Origin of the sequence: Lelliottia sp. AC1, from assembly GCF_023278595.1 — a bacterium.
Lineage (GTDB): Bacteria > Pseudomonadota > Gammaproteobacteria > Enterobacterales > Enterobacteriaceae > Enterobacter > Enterobacter nimipressuralis.
In genome coordinates this window covers 3,892,535-3,915,782 of record NZ_CP025699.1, presented here as the reverse complement: position 1 = coordinate 3,915,782, position 23,248 = coordinate 3,892,535, and the positions used below count along the sequence as shown (strand labels likewise).

At 56.5% G+C, this 23,248-nt stretch carries 19 protein-coding genes; 12 read left to right on the top strand and 7 right to left on the bottom strand.

What is annotated here, in order from left to right; all coding sequences use genetic code 11:
- Positions 1-11 precede the first annotated feature (11 nt).
- Together degQ and zapG are read right to left on the bottom strand one after the other, a co-directional pair.
- Positions 12-1,379, bottom strand: coding sequence for a serine endoprotease DegQ (gene degQ, locus C0560_RS18560; RefSeq protein WP_107702752.1), 1,368 nt, complete (start codon positions 1,377-1,379; stop codon positions 12-14).
- Between the two features lie 170 nt (positions 1,380-1,549).
- Positions 1,550-1,948: a Z-ring associated protein ZapG gene (zapG, locus tag C0560_RS18555; RefSeq protein WP_100778701.1), complete on the bottom strand. Its 399-nt coding sequence runs from the start codon at positions 1,946-1,948 to the stop codon at positions 1,550-1,552.
- Positions 1,949-2,137: 189 nt separating this feature from the next.
- Here zapG and zapE point away from each other — a divergent pair, with 189 nt between their 5' ends.
- From zapE to nanQ, 10 genes are all read left to right on the top strand, one after another.
- On the top strand, positions 2,138-3,262 hold the full coding sequence (gene zapE / locus C0560_RS18550) for a cell division protein ZapE (protein ID WP_248859235.1): 1,125 nt from the start codon (positions 2,138-2,140) through the stop codon (positions 3,260-3,262).
- Between the two features lie 280 nt (positions 3,263-3,542).
- Positions 3,543-3,971 carry a 50S ribosomal protein L13 gene (gene rplM / locus C0560_RS18545; RefSeq protein WP_004868222.1) on the top strand — a complete coding sequence of 143 codons (429 nt, stop codon included), beginning with the start codon at positions 3,543-3,545 and terminating at the stop codon, positions 3,969-3,971.
- A 15-nt stretch (positions 3,972-3,986) separates the two neighbouring features.
- Positions 3,987-4,379, top strand: a complete 393-nt coding sequence (rpsI, locus tag C0560_RS18540) for a 30S ribosomal protein S9 (protein WP_064543072.1) — start codon at positions 3,987-3,989, stop codon at positions 4,377-4,379.
- Positions 4,380-4,688: 309 nt separating this feature from the next.
- Positions 4,689-5,327 (top strand): stringent starvation protein SspA, encoded by a 639-nt coding sequence (gene sspA / locus C0560_RS18535; RefSeq protein ID WP_100778703.1) that lies wholly within the window; start codon positions 4,689-4,691, stop codon positions 5,325-5,327.
- 5 nt (positions 5,328-5,332) lie between these two features.
- The gene (gene sspB / locus C0560_RS18530; protein WP_100778704.1) at positions 5,333-5,830 is read left to right on the top strand and encodes a ClpXP protease specificity-enhancing factor; all 498 of its coding nucleotides are present in this window, start codon (positions 5,333-5,335) and stop codon (positions 5,828-5,830) included.
- 112 nt (positions 5,831-5,942) lie between these two features.
- Positions 5,943-6,725 carry a transcriptional regulator NanR gene (gene nanR / locus C0560_RS18525; RefSeq protein WP_102105534.1) on the top strand — a complete coding sequence of 261 codons (783 nt, stop codon included), beginning with the start codon at positions 5,943-5,945 and terminating at the stop codon, positions 6,723-6,725.
- 120 nt (positions 6,726-6,845) lie between these two features.
- Positions 6,846-7,739, top strand: a complete 894-nt coding sequence (gene nanA / locus C0560_RS18520) for an N-acetylneuraminate lyase (RefSeq protein WP_248859234.1) — start codon at positions 6,846-6,848, stop codon at positions 7,737-7,739.
- Positions 7,740-7,848: 109 nt separating this feature from the next.
- On the top strand, positions 7,849-9,336 hold the full coding sequence (locus tag C0560_RS18515) for an MFS transporter (protein ID WP_100778706.1): 1,488 nt from the start codon (positions 7,849-7,851) through the stop codon (positions 9,334-9,336).
- The gene (locus C0560_RS18510) at positions 9,333-10,208 is read left to right on the top strand and encodes an N-acetylmannosamine kinase (protein WP_248859233.1); all 876 of its coding nucleotides are present in this window, start codon (positions 9,333-9,335) and stop codon (positions 10,206-10,208) included. The genes C0560_RS18515 and C0560_RS18510 overlap by 4 nt, the downstream gene beginning before the upstream one ends.
- On the top strand, positions 10,205-10,666 hold the full coding sequence (nanQ, locus tag C0560_RS18505; RefSeq protein ID WP_181826921.1) for an N-acetylneuraminate anomerase: 462 nt from the start codon (positions 10,205-10,207) through the stop codon (positions 10,664-10,666). The genes C0560_RS18510 and nanQ overlap by 4 nt, the downstream gene beginning before the upstream one ends.
- 34 nt (positions 10,667-10,700) lie before the next feature.
- On the opposite strand, the gene C0560_RS18500 is transcribed toward nanQ, so the two are convergent.
- Together C0560_RS18500 and gltB are read right to left on the bottom strand one after the other, a co-directional pair.
- Entirely contained in the window at positions 10,701-12,119 is a 1,419-nt protein-coding gene (locus tag C0560_RS18500) for a glutamate synthase small subunit (RefSeq protein WP_102105504.1), read from the bottom strand.
- 9 nt (positions 12,120-12,128) lie between these two features.
- Complete coding sequence (gene gltB / locus C0560_RS18495) at positions 12,129-16,589, bottom strand: glutamate synthase large subunit (RefSeq protein WP_123428224.1); 4,461 nt, start codon at positions 16,587-16,589, stop codon at positions 12,129-12,131.
- Positions 16,590-17,273: 684 nt separating this feature from the next.
- Here gltB and C0560_RS18490 point away from each other — a divergent pair.
- Positions 17,274-18,218 (top strand): TIGR01212 family radical SAM protein, encoded by a 945-nt coding sequence (locus C0560_RS18490; protein ID WP_123428869.1) that lies wholly within the window; start codon positions 17,274-17,276, stop codon positions 18,216-18,218.
- On the opposite strand, the gene C0560_RS18485 is transcribed toward C0560_RS18490, so the two are convergent.
- Positions 18,195-19,697: a helicase HerA-like C-terminal domain-containing protein gene (locus C0560_RS18485; protein ID WP_248859232.1), complete on the bottom strand. Its 1,503-nt coding sequence runs from the start codon at positions 19,695-19,697 to the stop codon at positions 18,195-18,197. The genes C0560_RS18490 and C0560_RS18485 overlap by 24 nt on opposite strands.
- 137 nt (positions 19,698-19,834) lie before the next feature.
- On the opposite strand from C0560_RS18485, the gene C0560_RS18480 reads away from it, so the two are divergent.
- Positions 19,835-21,472 carry a dihydroxyacetone kinase subunit DhaK gene (locus tag C0560_RS18480; RefSeq protein ID WP_248859231.1) on the top strand — a complete coding sequence of 546 codons (1,638 nt, stop codon included), beginning with the start codon at positions 19,835-19,837 and terminating at the stop codon, positions 21,470-21,472.
- A gap of 89 nt (positions 21,473-21,561) precedes the next feature.
- On the opposite strand, the gene C0560_RS18475 is transcribed toward C0560_RS18480, so the two are convergent.
- Together C0560_RS18475 and C0560_RS18470 are read right to left on the bottom strand one after the other, a co-directional pair.
- Positions 21,562-22,581: an NAD(P)-dependent alcohol dehydrogenase gene (locus tag C0560_RS18475; RefSeq protein WP_102105500.1), complete on the bottom strand. Its 1,020-nt coding sequence runs from the start codon at positions 22,579-22,581 to the stop codon at positions 21,562-21,564.
- Positions 22,582-22,664: 83 nt separating this feature from the next.
- Entirely contained in the window at positions 22,665-23,168 is a 504-nt protein-coding gene (locus tag C0560_RS18470; protein ID WP_107702759.1) for a GNAT family N-acetyltransferase, read from the bottom strand.
- Positions 23,169-23,248 lie beyond the last annotated feature (80 nt).

Below are 23,248 nucleotides of genomic sequence, written 5' to 3'. Positions count from 1 at the left end.
GGGGTCAGTGCTTAGCGTAATAAGATGTAAAGCGTGTCGTTGCCGCGAACAATTTGCAGCGCAATCACCGTCGGTTTGCTCTCCAGCACTTTGCGCATTTCTGCAATCGACTGCACGCGGTTGCGGTTGACGCCGATAATCACGTCATCCTGATGCAAGCCAGCCTGTGCGGCCGGGCTGCTCTTCTCGACGCTTTCAATGGTGATGCCTTTGGTGCCGTCTTTGAGCTGCCCGTCACTCAGCGCCGCGCCTTGCAGGGCAGGGGCGATCAGCTCGGCGCTGGCCGATGCAGAGGTGCTCTTATCCAGCGTCACTTCCACGTCGAGCGGTTTACCGTCGCGCAGCAGGCCGAGTTTCACTTTGGTGCCTGGCTCTGTGGTGGCGATGCGCGAGCGCAGCTCCGCAAAGCTGTTCAGCGGTTTACCGTTCAGGCTTACAATCACATCGCCCGATTTCACGCCCGCCTTCGCCGAGCCGGAATTGGCCAGCACTTCGCTGACGAACGCCCCGCGCTGGACGTTAAGATTGAACGCTTTCGCAATATCAGCGCTCATCTCCATGCCTTTAATACCTAACAGTCCGCGCTTGATTTCGCCGGACTCAATCAGCTGTTGCGCCAGGGTTTTCGCCATATTGCTGGGGATAGCGAAACCGATGCCGATGCTGCCGCCGCCCGGTGCGAGGATCGCGGTGTTAATCCCGATCAGCTCGCCGTTCAGGTTCAGCAGGGCACCGCCGGAGTTGCCGCGGTTAATGGAGGCGTCGGTCTGGATAAAGTTTTCCAGCCCTTCAAGGTTTAGCCCGCTGCGGCCAAGCGCCGAGACAATCCCGGAGGTCGCGGTCTGGCCTAAGCCAAACGGGTTACCGACGGCCACGGCAAAATCGCCGACGCGCAGTTTATCGGAGTCGGCGATTACAATTTGCGTCAGGTTGCTGGGGTTTTGTATTTGCAGCAGCGCGATGTCGCTCTGGTCATCGCCGCCAATCAGTTTGGCGTCAAACTCACGACCATCGTTCATCTGCACGCTGATTTTGTCGGCCTGGCTGATGACGTGGTTGTTGGTCAACACGTAGCCTTTCGCCGCGTCGATCACCACGCCGGAGCCAAGCCCTTCAAAAGGTTGCGCTGGCTGGTCCGGGCCTTCTTCGCCAAAGTATTTTTTTAGCTCTTCCGGCACGCGCTGGCTTTGCGCGGCGGTGCCTTCCACCTTCACGCTCACCACCGCAGGCAGCACTTTTTCAAGCATCGGCGCCAGGCTCGGAATGGCAGCCGCACCAGGCACTTGCGAAGGAAGCGCCGCGGCCGCAGGCCAGGACGCCGTCAAAGATAACCCGACACTTAACGCTATCGCGCTTAACAGCTGGTTTTTTTTCTTCATTGATGCTGGCTCTCGTTGCCTGGAGTAAAGGAAAATCGGCCCAAAAACAGTCTGATGTTATTGAATTTCAAACCACTGAACAATGAGGTAATTGACTAAATAATAGCTGGGAAGGGAAAGAAAGGACGGGCGCGAGGTGTGCGCCCGTGAAATAAATCGTAGATGTGCGATTAATCGCGTTTTACGCCACCGCGCAGCAGGCCGGATGCACCGTCAGAGTAATCACGCGGCATTTGAATCGGTGCCTGATCGTTACCGGCTTCAGACTCCGCCAGACGGTTGCGGAACGGGTTGGTGTCACCGCTCAGTTCCGGCAGCAGGCTGCTGGAGCTTTTTGCCATGTGCTGATACAGCTGACGGTAATCGGTCGCCATATTGTCCAGCAGTTCGGCGCTACGGGCAAAGTGGCTGACCAGCTCTTCACGATACTCTTCCAGCTCAGCTTTGTTCTTTTCCAGTTCATACTGCAGCGACTGTTGCTGACGCAATTTGCGATTACCAAAACGCATGGCCACGGCACCGATGGCGATACCGACGACTAAACCAATTAGCGCATATTCCCAGGTCATGAACTTCTCCCGTTGTCTTGTTGTTCCGTAGGGTAGTGGCTCGGCTCCTGCCTGTGCCTGATTATGCCACTATAACCGCTATTTCTTCAGAAGTGGAATCCTGACGCATCATCGCGTACTGTAGAACGGCCTTTTTTTCGCCAGTCGCGCCCACTGGTGAGGTTTAATTGAAGGAATAACAACAAGATTATGCAAAATCTGTCCCCCACATCGCGTTACCAACAGGCCCTTGATGAGGGCACTCATCAGCCCGACGACGTTCAGCGTGAAGCTGTTAATCGCCTGAATGTGATCTACCAGGAATTGACTCAGCAGATGCCCGCCCCCGCACAGAGCGGCGGACTGAAAGCGGCATTTGGCCGATTGTTGGGAAAAAAAGAGCCACAGACCGCAGCGCCCGTTCGCGGCTTATATATGTGGGGCGGCGTGGGTCGGGGGAAAACCTGGCTGATGGACATGTTTTATCAGAGCCTGCCGGGCACGCGTAAACAGCGTCTGCATTTCCACCGCTTTATGCTGCGCGTCCACGAAGAGCTTAACGCGCTGCAAGGTCATACCGATCCGCTGGATATCATCGCCGAGCGTTTTAAAGCCGAAACCGACGTTTTGTGTTTCGATGAGTTTTTCGTCTCGGATATCACCGACGCCATGCTGCTGGGCGGCCTGATGAAAGCGCTGTTTGCGCGGGGCATTACGCTGGTGGCGACGTCTAACATTCCGCCAGACGATCTCTATCGCAACGGTTTGCAGCGCGCGCGTTTCCTGCCGGCCATCGAGGCAATCAAAGAACACTGCGACATTATGAATGTCGATGCGGGCGTAGATTATCGTCTGCGCACGCTGACCCAGGCGCATCTGTGGCTATCACCCTTAGATGAAGAGACGCGCGGTAAGATGGACAATCTCTGGCTGGCTCTGGCGGGCGCCAGGCGCGTTACAGCCCCAGAGCTGGAAATTAATCATCGTCCTCTGCCAACCCTGGGGGTCGAAAACCAGACGCTGGCGGTTTCGTTTGCCACGCTGTGCGTCGATGCCCGCAGCCAGCACGACTACATCGCGCTCTCGCGCCTGTTTCATACGGTAATGCTGTTTAATGTGCCGGTGATGACGCCGCTGATGGAGAGTGAAGCCCGCCGCTTTATCGCGCTGGTAGATGAGTTTTACGAACGCCATGTGAAGCTGGTGGTGAGCGCCGCCGTGCCGCTCTATGAGATCTACCAGGGCGAGCGGCTGAAGTTTGAGTTCCAGCGTTGTTTGTCGCGTTTGCAGGAAATGCAGAGCGAAGAGTATTTGAAACGCGCGCACATGCCGTAAATGCCGCACCGTGCCGCAGGCCGGGGAAGGCGTAGTCGCCACCCGGCAATTCCCCAGCGAAAACCTTGCGACTAATCACATTTAAGGGTCGATCTTTGACCTCGACTTCTCTATAATCTTGCGACCCCACGTTACGAGAAGGTTTTTTTCCCAAAACTTTCTATGTGCTGGCACAGGCTATTCGAAGGGGTAGGTTTGCCGGACTTTGTCGTGTGAGCCTCAACTGACTAAACGTTTGGGTGTTCACCAACGTGTAACTTATTATTTGGGTAAGCTTTTAATGAAAACTTTTACAGCTAAACCAGAAACCGTAAAACGCGACTGGTATGTTGTTGACGCGACCGGTAAAACTCTGGGTCGTCTTGCTTCCGAACTGGCTCGTCGCCTGCGCGGTAAGCACAAAGCGGAATACACTCCGCACGTTGATACTGGTGATTACATCATCGTTCTGAACGCAGAAAAAGTTGCTGTAACCGGCAACAAGCGCGAAGACAAAATGTATTACCACCACACCGGCCACATCGGTGGTATCAAAGAAGCGACCTTTGAAGAGATGATTGCCCGCCGTCCTGAGCGTGTGATTGAAATCGCGGTTAAAGGCATGCTGCCAAAAGGCCCGCTGGGTCGTGCTATGTACCGTAAACTGAAAGTTTACGCAGGCAACGAGCACAACCACGCGGCACAGCAACCGCAAGTTCTTGACATCTAATCGGGATTATAGGCAATGGCTGAAAATCAATACTACGGCACTGGTCGCCGCAAAAGCTCCGCCGCTCGCGTGTTCATCAAACCGGGCAGTGGTAAAATCGTAATCAACCAACGTTCTCTGGAACAGTACTTCGGTCGTGAAACTGCCCGCATGGTAGTTCGTCAGCCGCTGGAACTGGTTGATATGGTTGAGAAATTCGATCTGTACATCACCGTTAAAGGTGGTGGTACTTCTGGTCAGGCTGGTGCGATCCGTCACGGTATCACCCGCGCTCTGATGGAGTACGACGAGTCCCTGCGTGGCGAACTGCGTAAAGCTGGCTTCGTTACTCGTGATGCTCGTGAAGTTGAACGTAAGAAAGTCGGCCTGCGTAAAGCACGTCGTCGTCCTCAGTTCTCCAAACGTTAATCTATTTTCTGCTTCGGCAGAAAGATTGGCGAAAAACCCGCTTCGGCGGGTTTTTTTTATGGATAATCCGACGGTTATCCACAGTATTTATTTGATTATCAGCTCTTTTTCAGCATTTCCAGAATCCCCTCACCACAAACCCTGCAAAATCTGGTAAACTATCATCCAATTTTCTGCCCAAATGTCAGTGAATACACCACTTTTGTTCGATTTTTGAGCGATTGAGTTTGTTCCTGGGATGGGTAACAAATCATCTGGCTGGCCCACGGGCCGGTAGCAGTAATATTCTGAATATACCTGGAGGTTTTCATGGCTGTCGCTGCCAACAAACGTTCGGTAATGACGCTGTTTTCTGGTCCTACTGACATTTATAGCCATCAGGTTCGTATCGTGCTGGCCGAGAAAGGTGTCAGTTTTGAGATCGAGCATGTGGAAAAGGATAACCCACCTCAGGATCTGATCGATCTCAACCCGAACCAGAGCGTACCAACGCTGGTGGATCGCGAGCTGACCCTGTGGGAATCCCGCATCATTATGGAATATCTGGATGAGCGATTCCCTCATCCGCCGCTGATGCCGGTTTATCCGGTTGCGCGTGGTGAAAGCCGCCTGTACATGCAGCGTATCGAGAAAGACTGGTACACCCTGATGAACGTCATTGTGAACGGTTCATCCTCAGAAGCAGACGCTGCCCGTAAGCAACTGCGTGAAGAACTGCTGGCCATTGCGCCGGTATTCGGTCAAAAGCCGTTCTTCCTGAGCGACGAGTTCAGTCTGGTAGATTGCTACCTGGCTCCGCTGCTGTGGCGTCTGCAGGCTCTGGGCGTAGAGTTCAGCGGTCCTGGCGCGAAAGAGCTGAAAGGCTACATGACTCGCGTATTTGAGCGCGACTCTTTCCTTGCTTCTCTGACAGAACCGGAACGCGAAATGCGTCTTGGTCGAGGTTAACGATTGTGGAAATGTCACAGCTATCTCCACGCCGTCCGTATCTGCTGCGTGCCTTCTATGAATGGCTGCTGGACAACCAGCTTACGCCGCACCTGGTAGTGGATGTGACGTTGCCGGGCGTGAGCGTTCCGATGGAATACGCGCGTGATGGTCAGATCGTTTTGAACATCGCGCCACGCGCGGTGGGTAATCTTGAGCTGGCAAACGACGAAGTGCGCTTCAACGCGCGTTTCGGCGGCGTACCGCGTCAGGTCTCTGTTCCGCTCGCTGCCGTGCTGGCAGTCTATGCGCGTGAAAACGGTGCAGGTACGATGTTTGAGCCGGAAGCGGCGTATGACGAAGATGTCGCCAGCCTCAACGATGAAGACGGTTCTACCGCCAGCGAAAGCGAAACGGTGATGTCCATTATCGACGGCGACAAGCCCGATCACGACAATGACAACGACCCTGATGACGATCCGCCGCCGCGCGGTGGCCGTCCAGCGTTACGCGTTGTGAAATAATTGAACAGGCCCGATGGGCCTGTTTTGCTATTCAGGGCTTTTCGCCCAGCCAAAAATCCTGTGTTATGATGAGTCGTTGTCACTGATTGTCACTCTTCTGACCCGAGTCTTTATGAAACCATTTGATCTTCAGGCGGAAAATTCAACCGAAACCCTTGGTCGCAGTTTGCGTCGTCGCCCGCTGGCGCGTAAAAAACTTTCCGATATGGTGGAAGAAGAGCTGGAGCAGATGATCCGTCGTCAGGAGTTTGCCCAGGGCGAACAACTCCCTTCCGAGCGTGAGCTGATGGAGTTCTTCAACGTGGGCCGCCCATCGGTACGTGAAGCACTGGCCGCCCTGAAGCGAAAAGGCCTGGTGCAAATCAACAACGGCGAACGCGCCCGCGTCTCGATGCCTTCGGCCGATACCATCATTAGCGAACTCTCCGGCATGGCGAAGGATTTCCTCACCCAGCCGGGTGGCATTACCCACTTTGAACAGCTGCGTCTGTTTTTCGAATCCAGCCTGGTGCGTTACGCGGCAGAATACGCCACGGACGAACAGGTTGAGCGCCTGTCGAAGGCGCTGGAAATTAACAGCCAGTCCCTCAGCGATAACGCGCTTTTCATCCGCTCGGATGTCGATTTCCACCGTGTGCTGGCGGAGATCCCCGGCAACCCAATCTTTATGGCGATACACGTCGCGCTGCTCGACTGGCTGATAGCCGCTCGTCCGAAAGTCTCCGACGCCGAGCTGTATCAGCACAACGATGTCAGCTATCAGCAGCATATTGCTATTGTTGACGCCATCCGCCGCCGCGATCCTGATGAAGCCGATCGGGCGCTGCAAACCCATCTCAACAGCGTTTCCGCCACCTGGCACGCCTTCGGCCAGGGATCCAAAAAGAAAAAATAACGATCCTTTAGTGAAGCAGATCGCAATATAAGCGTTCTGTATGGGGTGCTGCTTATTTGATCTGGTATAACAGGTATAAAGGTATATCAAAGAGCAGATCAATAACCACTTGAGGTATCTATGGCAAAGCAATTACGTGGCGTGATGGCCGCACTCCTGACTCCGTTTAATTCACAGCAGGCGCTGGATAAAGAAAGTCTGCGCCGCCTGGTGCACTTCAACATTCAACAGGGAATCGACGGTCTGTATGTCGGCGGCTCAACGGGTGAAGCCTTCGTACAAAGCCTCGCCGAGCGCGAGCAGGTGCTGGAGATCGTGGCGGAAGAGGCGAAGGGCAAAGTGACGCTGATCGCCCATGTCGGCTGCGTCAGCACAGCGGAAAGCCAGCAGCTCGCGGCGGCGGCAAGCCGTATCGGCTTCGACGCTGTGTCGGCGGTCACACCCTTCTACTATCCCTTCAGCTTCGAAGAACATTGTGACCACTACCGTGCAATCATTGATTCATCGGATGGTTTGCCGATGGTGGTGTACAACATCCCGGCGTTGAGCGGCGTGAAGTTATCCCTCGATCAAATCAATACACTGGTGACGCTGCCGGGTGTAGGTGCCCTGAAACAGACCTCCGGCGATCTCTTCCAGATGGAGCAGATCCGCCGGGCGCATCCGGATCTGGTGCTTTATAACGGCTACGACGAGATCTTCGCCTCCGGTTTGCTGGCAGGTGCGGACGGCGGGATCGGCAGCACTTACAACATCATGGGCGCGCGCTATCAGGCGATCGCCAAAGCGATCCGCGAAGGGGACAACGCAACCGCGCAGCATCTGCAAAGCGAGTGCAACAAGGTTATCGATCTGCTGATTAAAGTCGGCGTGTTCCGTGGCCTGAAAACCGTCCTGCACTATATGGACGTGGTCTCTGTTCCGCTATGCCGTAAGCCTTTTGCTCCTGTGGCAGAGCAGTATCTGCCGGAGCTGAAAGCCCTCGCAGAACAGCTGCTGGCTGAGAAACGCTAATGCATTGCCGGAGAAGCGAAGCGCATCCGGCGAAGACAAAACACGATATGTAAGCCGGATGGTGAACCCGCCATCCGGCAATACGACAAAAAATCGTCGGGAGAGTGTTATGAGTATTTCTACCCAAAGCATCCCGTGGTACCGCCATCTGACCCGCCCACAGTGGCGCGCATTCTCCGCCGCCTGGCTGGGATATTTGCTTGATGGCTTTGATTTTGTATTGATGGCGTTGGTATTAACAGAAGTCAAAAGTGAATTTGGTTTAACGACGGTCGAAGCAGCCAGCCTGATCTCGGCCGCCTTTATTTCGCGCTGGTTTGGCGGCTTGCTGCTGGGCGCGATGGGCGATCGCTACGGTCGAAAACTGGCCATGATCACCAGTATCGTCCTCTTCTCCTGCGGCACGCTGGCGTGCGGATTTGCGCCAGGCTACGTCACCATGTTTATTGCCCGTATGGTGATCGGCATGGGTATGGCGGGCGAATACGGCTCCAGCGCAACCTATGTGATTGAAAGCTGGCCGAAACATCTGCGTAATAAAGCCAGCGGCTTTTTAATCTCCGGTTTTTCTGTCGGTGCCGTGGTTGCGGCGCAGGTTTACAGCGTGGTTGTTCCCGCATGGGGCTGGCGAGCGCTGTTCCTTATCGGTATTTTGCCAATCATTTTTGCCCTGTGGCTGCGTAAAAACATCCCGGAAGCGGAAGACTGGAAAGCGAAGCACGAAGGCAAAGCGCCGGTGCGCACGATGGTCGACATTCTCTATCGCGGCAAGCACCGCCTGATCAATATCGTCATGACGCTGTTTGCTGGCATCGCGCTGTGGTTCTGCTTTGCCGGTGAGCTAAACAACGCCGGGCTGGTGGTGATTCTCGGGCTGTTGTGCGCCTGCGTCTTTATCAGCTTTATGGTGCAAAGCAGCGGTAAGCGCTGGCCGACGGGTGTCACCCTGATGGTCGTGGTGCTCTTTGCATTCCTCTACTCGTGGCCTATTCAGGCGCTGCTGCCCACTTATCTGAAAACGGATCTGGCGTACGATCCGATGACGGTCGCCCATGTGCTGTTCTTTAGCGGCTTTGGTGCGGCGGTGGGCTGCTGCGTCGGCGGCTTCCTCGGCGACTGGCTGGGCACCCGCAGAGCGTACGTTTGCAGCCTGCTGGCCTCGCAGCTGCTGATTATTCCGGTGTTCGCCATCGGCGGGTCAAATATTTGGGTGCTGGGCCTGCTGCTCTTCTTCCAGCAGATGCTGGGGCAGGGGATTTCCGGGATTTTACCGAAGCTGATTGGGGGCTATTTCGACACGGATCAGCGTGCCGCCGGGCTGGGCTTTACCTACAACGTCGGCGCCCTGGGCGGCGCGATCGCCCCGATTATCGGCGCTCTGCTGGCACAGCGACTTGAGCTGGGTACCGCGCTGGGAACCCTGTCATTTGGCCTGACGTTTGTGGTGATCCTGTTGATTGGTCTTGATATGCCATCCCGCGTGCAGCGCTGGATCCGTCCGGAAGCCCTGCGTACTCACGATGCTATCGACGGTAAACCTTTCAGCGGCGCCGTTCCATTTGGCAGTATTAAAAACGAGCGTGAGGCGGTGAAATGACGACGCTGGCGATCGATATTGGCGGCACCAAACTGGCCGCTGCGCTGATCGACGATGACTTACAGATCCGCGAGCGGCGCGAACAGCCGACACCTGCCAGCAAAACGCCGGACGCCCTGCGCGCAGCGTTAAAATCGCTGGTGGAACCGATAATGTCAGCGGCGCAGCGGGTGGCAATCGCCTCGACGGGGATTATCCGCGAAGGCACGTTGCTGTCGATTAATCCTCACAATCTTGGCGGCCTGCTGCATTTCCCGCTGGTACAGACGCTGGAGTCGATAACCGGACTGCCCGCAATGGCGGTGAATGATGCGCAGGCTGCGGCGTGGGCGGAGTACCATGCGCCTGGCATCGATGCGCCGGATATGGTTTTCATCACCGTCTCTACGGGGGTCGGCGGTGGCGTGGTGCTCAATGGTGAGTTGCAGACGGGGGCGGGCGGGCTTGCCGGGCATCTGGGGCATACGCTGGCCGATCCGCAGGGGCCAATCTGCGGCTGCGGTCGTAGAGGGTGTGTGGAAGTGATTGCCTCCGGACGTGCGATTGCTGCCCGGGCGCAGGGCGAGCTGGCGGGCCTCGATGCGAAGGCGATCTTCGACCATGCGCAGCGCGGGCATCAGCCCGCCTGCGAACTGGTCGCTCATTCTGCCCAAACGATGGCGCGACTCATCGCCGATGTCAAAGCAGTAACGGATTGTCAGACCGTCGTTGTCGGCGGCAGCGTCGGGCTGGCTGAGGGATATTTATCGCAGGTCGCTGAGTTTCTTGCGCAGGAGCCCGCGGTCTATCACGTCGAACTTCGCCCGGCGTATTACCGCCACGATGCCGGTTTACTGGGCGCGGCAAGACTGGCTACAGGAGCAACATCATGATGATGGGCAAAGCGAGCGCGCTGCCGGGATTACATCCCGTGCTGGCGGAGGCGCTGACACAGGCCATCGCGGCCTGGCCGCAGGACAAAGCGCCGGGGCGTTATGAACTGCAGGGCGACGATATCTTTATGAACGTGATGACGTTCGCCACGCAGGAACCAGAGCAGAAAAAAGCGGAGCTGCACGAGCAGTATATCGATATCCAGCTGTTGCTGGCGGGCGACGAACGCATCCTGTACGGCGTAGCTGGCTCTGCGCGACAGTGCGAGGAAAGGCATATTGAGGAGGATTATCAGCTGTGTAGCGCCATTGAAGGCGTGCAGCAGCTTGATTTGAAACCCGGTATGTACGCCATCTTTATGCCCGGCGAACCGCATAAACCAGGGTGTAGGGTGAAGGAAATTGAAGAGATTAAGAAAGTGGTGGTGAAAGTGCGCGCCAGTCTGGTCGGCGCATAAAAAAAACCGGATGGCATCGCCATCCGGTTCGCTTTTACACTTCCAGGTAGTTCATGATTCCATCTGCCGCTTTCCGGCCTTCGGCAATCGCTGTTACCACCAGATCGGAACCGCGAACGATATCGCCGCCGGCGAAGATTTTCGGGTTGCTGGTCTGGAAGGCGTTTTCGCTACCTTCTGGCGCAATCACGCGGCCCTGGGAATCCAGCTCAACGCTGTGTTTCGCCAGCCACTCCATGCTGTGAGGGCGGAAACCAAATGCCATCACGACCGCATCTGCTGGAACCACATGCTCGGAACCTGCCACGATTTCTGCGCGACGACGGCCTTTGGCATCCGGTGCACCCATTTCGGTACGCGCCATCTTCACGCCGCTGACTTTGCCGTTTGCATTCACTTCGATGCCTAATGGCTGAACGTTGAACTGGAACTCCACGCCCTCTTCACGCGCGTTTTTCACTTCGCGTTTGGAGCCAGGCATGTTCTCTTCGTCACGACGGTAGGCACAGATAACGTGCGTCGCATTCTGACGGATCGAGGTACGCACGCAGTCCATCGCCGTATCACCGCCACCCAGCACCACCACACGTTTGCCTTCCATCGTGACGTACGGCTCAGCAGGGGTTTCACCGAAGCCCATCATCTGCTTGGTGTTGGCAATCAGGAACGGCAGAGCGTCAAACACGCCCGGAGCGTCTTCGTTTTCCAGCCCACCGCGCATCGACTGATAGGTGCCGACGCCGAGGAACACGGCATCGTAATCTTTCAGCAGATCGTCGATCTGGATATCACGGCCGACTTCGATGTTCAGTTTGAACTCAATGCCCATGTCGGTGAAGATTTCGCGACGGCGGGTCATGACCTCTTTTTCCAGCTTAAAGGCCGGAATACCGAAGGTCAGCAGCCCGCCGATCTCCGGATGACGATCGAACACCACGGCTTTGACGCCGTTGCGGGTCAGCACGTCGGCACATGCCAGACCTGCCGGACCTGCGCCGATGATCGCCACGCGTTTGTCCGTCTGACGCACGCCGGTCATGTCCGGACGCCAGCCCATCTCAAACGCTTTATCGTTGATATAGCGCTCGATGTTACCGATGGTCACCGCGCCAAACTCGTCGTTCAGTGTACAGGAACCTTCGCACAGACGGTCCTGCGGACACACGCGGCCACATACTTCCGGCAGGGTGTTGGTCTGGTGCGACAGCTCTGCGGCTTCGAAAATACGCCCTTCGTTGGCCAGCTTCAGCCAGTTCGGGATGTAGTTGTGGACCGGGCACTTCCATTCGCAGTACGGGTTGCCGCAGGACAGGCAGCGATCTGCCTGCGCCTTGGCCTGGCCTTCTGAAAACGGCTCGTAAATTTCAACAAATTCAATTTTACGGATCTTCAGCGGTTTCTTTGGCGGATCAACGCGCTGCAGGTCGATAAACTGGTATACGTTCTGGCTCATTGCTACCCCTTACTGCGCCTGCACACGCAGCTCTGCTGCGCTACGACTACGGTGACCCAACAGTGCTTTAACATCGCTGGACTTCGGTTTAACCAACGCGAATTTCGCCGAGAATGCTGGCCAGTTCGCCAGGATCTCTTCGCCGCGCGAAGAACCGGTATGCTGCACATGCTCGGTAATCAGACCGCGCAGATGTTCCTCGTGGATCGCCAGTGTTTCAACGTCCAGCACTTCTACCAGTTCCGGGTTAACGCGTTTACGGAACTCACCGTCTTCGTCCAGGACATAGGCGAAACCGCCCGTCATGCCTGCGCCGAAGTTCACGCCGGTTTTGCCCATTACGCAGACAATCCCGCCGGTCATGTATTCACAGCCGTTATCGCCGATACCTTCAACCACCGTGATGGCACCGGAGTTACGTACCGCAAAACGCTCGCCCGCACGGCCTGCGGCAAACAGACGTCCGCCCGTCGCGCCGTACAGACAGGTGTTACCGATGATGCTCGCTTCGTGGCTGCGGAACGCAGAACCGACCGGAGGACGCACCGCCAGCAGACCGCCCGCCATGCCTTTGCCGACGTAGTCATTGGCATCGCCGGTCAGGTACAGCTCAACGCCGCCGGCGTTCCAGACGCCGAAGCTCTGACCCGCCGTACCGCTGAAGTGCGCGGTAATGGGATCGGCTGCCAGCCCCTGATCGCCATGAGTTTGCGCGATATAGCCAGAGAGCGTAGCGCCTACGGAGCGGTCGGTGTTGCGGATATCAAACCAGAACGTTTTGCTCTGTTTGTCATCAACATACGATTTCGCCTGCTGCAGCAGCTGCGCGTTCAGCACGCCATTGTCGAATGGCGGGTTGTTCTCGGTGCAGTAAACGGCTTTACCTGCGTGCGGCTCGGCGGTTTCCAGCAGACGGGACAGCTCCAGTTTCTGCTGCTTGGCGGTAAACCCTTCCAGCTCTTTCAGCAGGTCGGTACGGCCAATCAGATCGACCAGACGCTTCACACCCAGCTGTGCCATCAGCTCGCGAGTTTCGCGGGCGATGAATTCAAAGTAGTTAGTCACTTTGAACGGCAGGCCGTGGTAGTGGTTCTTACGCAGTTTTTCGTCCTGAGTTGCCACACCGGTAGCGCAGTTGTTCAGGTGACAAATACGCAGGTATTTACAGCCCAGCGCTACCATTGGCCCAGTGCCAAAGCCGAAGCTTTCTGCGCCGAGAATCGCGGCTTTGATGATGTCGAGACCGGTTTTCAGGCCGCCATCCACCTGCAGACGGATCTTGTGACGCAGGCCGTTAGCCACCAGTGCCTGTTGTGTTTCCACAAGGCCCAGCTCCCACGGACAGCCCGCGTATTTCACGGAGGAGAGTGGGCTTGCGCCTGTCCCGCCGTCATAACCTGCGATGGTGATCAGGTCCGCGTAGGCTTTTGCCACACCGGTGGCGATCGTGCCCACGCCCGGTTCGGAAACCAGCTTCACGGAGATCATCGCTTTCGGGTTGACCTGTTTCAGGTCAAAAATCAACTGCGCCAAATCCTCGATAGAGTAAATATCGTGGTGCGGCGGAGGGGAGATCAGCGTTACGCCCGGCACGGAGTAGCGCAGTTTGGCGATGTACGGCGTGACTTTATCACCCGGTAACTGACCGCCTTCGCCCGGCTTCGCACCTTGCGCGACTTTAATCTGAATCACGTCGGCGTTGACCAGGTACGCAGGCGTCACGCCAAAGCGACCAGAAGCCACCTGCTTAATGCGCGACACTTTGTTGGTGCCGTAACGCGCAGGATCTTCGCCGCCTTCGCCGGAGTTCGAGTTACCGCCGATGCTGTTCATCGCTTCGGCAAGCGCTTCGTGGGCTTCCGGGCTGAGTGCGCCGATGGACATCGCCGCAGTATCAAAGCGTTTATACAGTTCGCTGGCCGGTTCAACGTCATCAATGCTGACGGTTTCGCCGTTCGGATTCACCGCCAGCAGATCGCGCAGCGTAGCCGCCGGGCGCTCGTTAACCAGTCTGGAATACTGCTGATAATCGCTGTATTCGCCGCTCTGAACCGCCTGTTGCAGGGTGCGCACCACGTCCGGATTGTAGGCGTGGTATTCACCGCCGTGAACGTATTTCAGCAGACCGCCTTGATCCAGCGGTTTGCGCGCCAGCCATGCGCGTTTGGACAGGTTCAGCAGGTCCTGCTGGAAGTCAGAGAATCCGGCACCGCCGATACGGCTGATCACGCCCTGGAAGCAGAGATCTGCGACATCATCGTGCAGACCGACCGCTTCGAACAGTTTCGAGCAGCGGTAAGAGGCGATAGTCGAGATGCCCATTTTGGACATGATCTTGTACAGACCTTTGTTGATGCCGTTACGGTAGTTCAGCATCACGGTACGGTAATCTTTCTCGATGGCATGGCCGTCGACCAGTTTCGCCAGCGTTTCGTATGCCAGGTACGGATAGATAGCCGTCGCACCGAAGCCCAGCAGCACGGCGAAGTGGTGCGGGTCGCGGGCGCTTGCTGTTTCAACAATGATGTTGGCGTCACAGCGCAGGCTCTTATCCACCAGGCGGGTCTGAATGGCACCCACCGCCATCGGAGCCGGAACCGGCAGGCGGTTTTTAGCGATGTTACGGTCAGACAGCACCAGCAGAACGGTGCCGTTACGGACCATCTGCTCGGCCTTATCACACAGGGCTTTCACCGTCTCTTCGAGGCTCGTTTCGGTCACGTCGAAGGTAATATCGAGCGTGTCGGCGCGGTAGTGCTCCTCAGTCATGGTGGTGAGCTGTTTGAAATCGGAGTACAGCAGAATCGGCGACTTAAAGCTCAGGCGATGCGCCTGGCCTTCGGCTTCGCAGAAGACGTTCATCTCGCGACCGATACTGGTGGCCAGCGACATCACGTGCGCTTCGCGCAGCGGATCGATTGGCGGGTTGGTCACCTGCGCAAACTGCTGGCGGAAATAATCGTAAATGATGCGTGGCTGGCTGGAGAGCACGGCAAACGGGGTATCATCACCCATTGAGCCGACCGCTTCCTGGCCATTTTCGCCGAGGACGCGGATAACAGAATCCAGCTCTTCGGCGCTGTAGTTAAACTGTTTCTGGTAGCTGGCGAGGGTGTCGTCGTCCAGCTCGCGGCTGCCGACTTCTTCGTTCGACAGATCTTCAAACGGCACCAGACGGCGGACGTTTGTCTCCATCCACTCTTTGTACGGATGGCGGCTTTTCAGATCGTCATCGGTTTCCGCCGAGTGCAGAATGCGCCCGCTGCGGGTGTCGATAACCATCAGTTCGCCAGGGCCGACGCGGCCTTTTTCGACCACTTCGTCAGGCTGGTAATCCCAGATCCCCACTTCGGACGCGCAGGTGATCAGCTTGTCCTTGGTGATGACGTAGCGCGCCGGGCGCAGACCGTTACGGTCGAGGTTACAGGCGGCGTAGCGACCATCGGACATAACGATGCCTGCCGGGCCGTCCCACGGCTCCATGTGCATGGAGTTAAAGTCGAAGAACGCGCGCAGGTCCGGGTCCATATCCGGGTTGTTCTGCCAGGCTGGCGGAACAAGCAGACGCATTGCACGTACGATATCCATCCCGCCTGCCAGCAGCAGTTCGAGCATGTTATCCATCGAGCTGGAGTCAGAGCCGGTTTCGTTGACGAACGGGGCGGCGTCATGCAGATCAGGGATCAGCGGAGTCTGGAATTTATAGGTACGCGCGCGCGCCCACTGGCGGTTACCGGTGATGGTGTTGATCTCACCGTTGTGCGCCAGGTAGCGGAAAGGCTGAGCCAGCGGCCAGCGTGGTACGGTGTTGGTGGAGAAGCGCTGGTGGAAGAGGCAAATGGCCGATTCCAGACGCAGGTCCGCGAGGTCCAGGTAGAAGCGCGGCAGGTCAGCCGGCATACACAGACCTTTATAGATGTTCACCAGGTTCGAGAGGCTACAGACGTAGAACTCTTTATCGTCCTGCAAACGTTTTTCGATGCGGCGACGGGCAATAAACAGGCGGCGTTCCATATCGCGCGGACGCCAGCCCGCAGGCGCATTCACAAAAATCTGTTCGATACGTGGCAGCGAGGAGAGGGCGATTTCACCGAGCACCCCTTCGTTGGTTGGCACATTGCGCCAGCCGACAATCGACAGGGTTTCGCGTTGAAGTTCTTCTTCGACGATGCGGCGTGAGGCGGCAGCTTTTTCAGGATCCTGATTCAGGAACAGCATGCCGACAGCGTAGTTTTTGGCTAAACGCCAGCCGCGCTCTTGCGCAACGATGCGGAAGAAACGATCCGGTTTTTGTAGCAGCAAGCCACAACCATCGCCGGTTTTACCATCAGCGAGGATTGCACCACGGTGCTGCATACGGGCCAGTGCGTGTATAGCGGTACGCACTACCTTGTGGCTAGGTTCGCCTTCTATGTGGGCGATCAGGCCGAAACCACAGTTATCCTTCTCAAGGGATTTATCGTACAACATATCAGTGAACCTCCCCAGGCTCTTCGGGACTCCCCACTGAACCGTGGCGCACAGGCACAGAAAGAGCGCGGCGACGGGGTTTGCGTTTCATACGCGCACCTCGCATTCGCCCTCTTCATTTCCTTTTCGCACAGGTCAAACAAGTTTGAGGACTTGCTTCAGAGGGAATCTCAATTACTGCATAAATATGATAAGCAGGCTGCTTATCCAGAAAGCTTCCAGCGGATTTCCAACTTATCGGGAATTGATACACAGGTCAAATGGCAATCTTATTTATACAAAAATGTGCTAAAGGTGAGTTATTGCTTTGAATATAAAAGAGATTTAATCGGTTTTGCAGCCGCAAAAGAGAGGGGGAAGGCGCGAGGGAGTGTGATCTGACTCACTATCTGAAAGCGGTATTATCCCTTTAGCGTGCTGAATGGCGGGTTTTTTGCAGGATAATAATCTGGTACGGGCGATCAAGTTGCATAATCGCACTGTTTTACTACCAGGGGGCGATAAGTGAAAAAATCCCCGCGAACATAAGGAAAAGTAATTGCCAGGGTGATGAATGAAATTGCAGTAATAGTGATTTTTTATTCAAATGAATAATAGCCGTCCAGGGCGATTGATCCAGGTCATCGCCGACAGAGGCTAAAAATGGCAGGCTTGTCCCCTTTCTCCGGGACGGTCTATCAGATTATGCAGTTACAGAAATTAGTCAACATGTTTGGTGGGGATCTTTCACGCCGCTACGGGCAAAAGGTTCACAAGCTCACGCTGCACGGCGGTTTTAGCTGCCCTAATCGCGATGGCACCATCGGGCGTGGCGGTTGTACTTTCTGTAATGTGGCCTCTTTTGCCGATGAGGCGCAGCAACATAACTCTATCGCCGAGCAGCTTTCCCATCAGGCGAGTCTGGTTAACCGCGCAAAACAGTATCTGGCCTATTTCCAGGCCTACACCAGCACCTTTGCAGAAGTGCAGGTGCTGCGATCCATGTATCAGCAGGCCGTAAGCCAGGCGAATATCGTCGGGCTATGTGTCGGTACGCGCCCGGACTGCGTACCTGAAGCCGTACTGGATTTACTGAGCGAATATAAAGATCTGGGCTACGAAATCTGGCTGGAGCTGGGATTGCAGACCGCGCATGACAAAACACTGCATCGGATCAATCGTGGTCATGATTTTGCCTGTTATCAGAAAACAACCCGACTGGCGCGGGAGCGCGGTTTAAAGGTCTGTTCGCATCTGATTGTCGGTCTGCCGGGAGAAGGGCAGCAGCACGGTCTGGAAACCCTGGAAAGAGTTGTAGAGACGGGCGTGGATGGCATTAAGCTCCACCCGCTGCATATTGTAACCGGAAGCACCATGGCGAAAGCCTGGGAGGCCGGGCGGTTAAATGGCATTGCGCTGGACGAGTACACCGTGACGGCAGGGGAGATGATCCGCCACACGCCGCCGGAGGTGATTTACCACCGCATCTCTGCCAGCGCACGCCGCCCAACGCTTCTCGCGCCGCTGTGGTGCGAGAACCGCTGGACGGGGATGGTCGAACTGGATCGTTATCTGAACCAGCACGGTGTGCAAGGCTCGGCGTTAGGTACGCCGTGGGTCTCCCCGCTACCGACGTCGTCCACCCAGTAAGCTCCCCAGCATGCCGCGCACAATCTGATTCGTCACCTGCCGGGCGGCGCTTTTAGCCATCGTCTGCACCACGCCATCGCGTTTGCCGCCGCGTGGGCCGGTGCTGCCAAAGAGAATATCTTTCAGCCCGCCGAGAATGCCGTCGTCAACGGCAACGTCACTCCCTTTAGCCGCTGGAGCTTGCTGCTTCTCGGTACTCGTCTGAACCCCTTTTTGCAGCATCTCAAACGCGGACTCACGATCCACTTCATCCTCGTATTTGCCGTAAACTGGCGAGTGGTTGATCAGCGCGTTACGCTCGTCATCCGTCACCGGCCCCATGCGAGAGAATGGCGCGATAACCATTGCGCGTTCGACGACGGACGGGCTGCCTTTGGCATCAAGGAATGAGATGAGCGCTTCCCCGGTGCCGAGCGCCTGAATCGCCTCTTCCGTATCAAACGCAGGATTTGCGCGCATGGTTTGCGCCGCCGCTTTAACCGCTTTTTGATCTTTCGGAGTAAAAGCACGCAGCGCGTGCTGCACGCGATTCCCGAGCTGGCCCAGCACGTTATCGGGAATGTCGGATGGGTTCTGCGAGACAAAATAGACGCCCACACCTTTAGAACGGATCAGACGAATCACCTGTTCGATTTTATCCAGCAGGACCTGTGGGACGTCGCTGAACAGCAGATGCGCTTCGTCAAAGAAGAACACAATCTTCGGTTTCTCCAGATCGCCCGCTTCCGGTAGCTGTTCATAGAGTTCTGAAAGCATCCACAGCAGGCTGGCGGCGTAGAGTTTCGGCATCTGGTAGAGCTTTTCGGCGCTCAGGATGTTGATGATCCCTCTGCCGTTACTGTCGGCACGCATCCAGTCTTTGATATCCAGCATGGGTTCGCCGAAGAAATGCTCTGCGCCCTGCTGCTCAAGGGTGAGTAATCCGCGCTGAATAGCGCCCACCGATGCGGGGCTGATATTTCCGTACTGGTTCTGGAAGGATTTAGCGTTATCGCCAATGTACTGGGTAATCGCGCGCAGATCTTTAAAATCAAGCAGCAGCAAGCCCTGATCGTCGGCAATGCGGAAAATGATATTCAACACGCCGGACTGGACGTCGTTAAGATTAAGAAGCCGCGCCAGCAGCAGCGGGCCGAGATCCGAGACGGTCGCGCGCACGGGATGGCCTTTCTCACCGAAAATATCCCACACCACCACAGGATTCGCCTGCGGCTGCCAGTCGGTCACGCCGATGTTTTTCAGCCGCTCAAGCAGTTTTTCTGACGCTGTCCCCTCCTGGGCGATGCCGGTTAAATCGCCTTTCACGTCAGCCATAAAGACCGGCACGCCAATACTGGAAAATGACTCCGCCAGTTTTTGCAGAGTCACGGTTTTCCCCGTCCCGGTGGCGCCGGTAATCAGCCCGTGGCGGTTCGCCATTCCGGGCAACAGGAACAACTCTCTATCCAGCGTCCGGGCAATCAGCAGTGGTGTACTCATGGTGCGCTTCCTCTCTTTGTCCTGCGTCGAGTATAGGCAACCTGACGGCAATTTGACTCAGTAAATTCCTGACTTTGCGGCGTATTACCCAGCGCGGACTATGCTTTTGCATACGATTCACAAAAAGTTGGAAAGCTATGTCCAGATTCTTTTTTAATGACCGCAAACAGCTGGTCAATGACGCCATTGAAGGCATACTGATCTCCGCGCCACACGGCAATTTGGTCAAACTCGATATCGATCCGGCCATCCGCGTGGTCGCGCGCAGTGACTGGGATAAGAGCCGGGTGGCGGTGATTTCCGGTGGGGGTTCCGGCCACGAACCGGCGCACGCCGGATTTGTCGGCAAAGGGATGTTAACCGCTGCGGTGTGCGGGGATCTGTTTGCGTCCCCGAGCGTCGACGCGGTGCTGAATGCCATCGTGGCAGTGACGGGCGATCGTGGTTGCCTGCTGATCGTTAAAAATTACACCGGCGATCGTCTGAACTTCGGCCTCGCAGCGGAAAAGGCCAAACGCTACGGACTGAAAGTCGAGATGGTGATTGTGGCTGATGACATCGCGCTTCCGGACAACAAACAGCCGCGCGGCATTGCGGGTACCGCGCTGGTCCACAAAATTGCAGGTTTTGCGGCCGAAAAAGGGAAATCGCTGAGTGAGGTCCGGGATATTGCGCAACAGGCCTGCGAAAACCTGTGGAGCCTGGGTGTGGCGATGCAGACCTGCAACCTGCCGGGAAGCGATGACGAAGAGGGGCGTATTAAGCAAGGGCATGTCGAGCTGGGTCTGGGCATTCACGGCGAGCCGGGGGCGTCGGTGCTGGATACGCAAAACAGCAAAGCCATTATCGACAAGCTGATCGCGCCGCTCAAAGAAAAGGCGGGTGACGGGCGTTTTGCGGTGCTGATTAACAATCTCGGCGGCGTGTCTGCGCTGGAAATGGCGCTGCTGACGAAAGAGCTGGCGCATTCGGCGCTACAGGATCAGATTGCGTATCTCATCGGCCCCGCACCGCTGGTGAGCTCGCTGGACATGAAGGGCTTTTCTCTGTCGCTGCTTAGGCTAAACGAGACCTTTGAACGGGCGATTAATGAGCCTGTCGAGACCATCGGCTGGCAAAAACCAGTGGCGTTTGCGCCGCTGCGCACGTTGCCGCATACGGCTATTCAGGATCGCGTGGACTATGCACCCTCTGACAACGCGCAGGTGGCGGCTTTGGTTGGGGCGGCGACGCAAACGCTGGTCGATCTGGAGAATCGCCTGAATGCGCTGGATGCAAAAGTGGGTGACGGCGATACGGGGTCGACCTTTGCGCAAGGCGCGCGGGACATTGCGCAGTTATTGCAAGAGAAGCAACTGCCGCTGAACGACGTCCCGAAACTGCTGCTGTTGACGGGCGAGCGACTGGCAACGGTGATGGGCGGATCGAGCGGGGTGTTGATGTCGATCTTCTTTACTGCTGCCGGGCAAGCGCTTCACGACGGCAAAACGCTGGCGGATGCTCTCCTCAGTGGGCTTGCGCAAATGAAGCAGTACGGCGGGGCGGATCTCGGCGATCGCACGTTGATCGATGCGCTGCAACCGGCGCTGGGAGCGTTGCAGAAGAGCGACATCCAGGCTGCTGCACAGGCGGCGAAGAAAGGGGCCGACGCGACGGCCAGTATGCAAAAAGCCGGCGCGGGGCGTTCGTCGTATGTGAATAAAGATAATCTGGACGGGGTGACGGATCCAGGGGCGGTGGCTGTTGCGGAAGTTTTTGCGGCGCTCTCGCGGTAGTGTGAAATGTGCCGGGTGGCGACTGCCTCACCCGGCCAACGATGGAGTGTTGTCGGCCCGGTAAGCAAAACGCTACCGGGCGATTAATGTCAGAAGTCCGCTTTCAACACCACGCGATAACGGGCTTTACCGTCACGCACATGCTGGATGGCTTCGTTGATTTTCGACATCGGGTAGAGTTCGGTAGTTGGCGCTACTTTGGTGCGTCCCGCGAACTTCATCAGTTTGCGTAATTCAAACGGGGTACCAGTCGCAGAGCCGGAAATGCTGCGATCGCCGCCAATCAGGGTGAACGCCGGAACCGGAAGCGGCTTCAGCACCGCACCGACGGTGTGGAAATTCCCGCCGTATGCCAGCGCTTCAAAGTACGGCTGCCAGTCGAGATCGACATTGACGGTGTTGATGATCAGATCGAACTGACCGGCCAGCGCTTTCAGCAGTTCCGGATCGCGGCTGTTGACCACTTTATCCGCCCCCATCGCCAGCACTTCTTTCTCTTTCGCCGGATTGGAGCTAAAGGCAGTCACTTCGCAGCCCATCGCGTGCAGTAATTTGATGGCGATATGGCCTAAACCGCCGATCCCAATCACGCCGACGCGGCTGGTGGCAGTGACGTGATGCATCAGAAGTGGTTTGAAAACGGTGATACCGCCGCACAGTAGCGGGCCGGCGGATTCGATATCAATGCTGTCGGGCAACGGGATAACCCACTGCCAGTCGGCGCGAAGTTTGTCGGCGAAACCGCCTTTATTGAGGATGGTAGGAACTGCGCCTTCCAGACAGTTGATCTGGTTGCCGCTAATGCAGGCATCGCAATGGCCGCAGCTACGAGCGGTCCAGCCAATGCCGACGCGCTGGCCGACTTTCAGCCCTTTGTCCTGCGCTGCTGTACCCAGTGCCACCACGCGGCCAATCACTTCGTGTCCGGCTACCAGCGGATAGCTTGAGATGCCCCATTCATTGTCGATCATCGACAGGTCTGAGTGGCAGATCCCGCAATAATCGACCTGGACTTCGACGTCTTCTGCTTTCAGCTCGCCCGCATCGTATTCGTACAGTTCAAGGTCTGCACCTGCCTGCGGCGCGGCATAGCTTTTTATCTTCGACATCGTCTTTCCCCCGTTTTGGTGTGAACTGAGAGTGTAGAGCATTCAGTTTACAGCTGCTTAACAGAAGAGGGCGGGAAGGAGATTTACAGAATTTTCAGCATCCTGACTTCGCAATCGACATGCCCGGTACAGCCCAGCGGCGCATCGATATGTTCAAAACCCAGGTGCTCGTATAAGCCGATGGCTTCTTTGAGGAAGGCGGTCGTTTCGAGGTAGCAACGTTTAAAACCTTGCGCGCGCGCGTGATCGAGAGCAAGCAGCGCCAGCTTTTTCGCCAGGCCTTGTCCGCGCACGTTCGACAGGAAATACATCTTTTGCAGCTCGCAGATATCTGGCTCGCTGCAGCTCAGTGGCGCAACACCGCCTCCACCGACGACTTTGCCGTTCTGTTCAATCACCCAGTAGGCATGGCCCGGCTGGCTGTAAAGCTGAAACAGCTCGTCCAGGTTGGGGTCGGCGACGGTATAGCCTTTATCGGCCGTCAGGCCGTACTCCGCCGACACTTCACGGATAACCGCAGCGATCCCGGCGTTGTCTTGCTCAGTGATCCGGCGCATAGCCGCTGCGACGGGGGTAATCACGCTCATAGCATTACTCATGACAAAAATTGACACACAGTTGCAGTTAATAGCACCACAGAAAGGGGAGTGCAAGCGAGGATAATTCA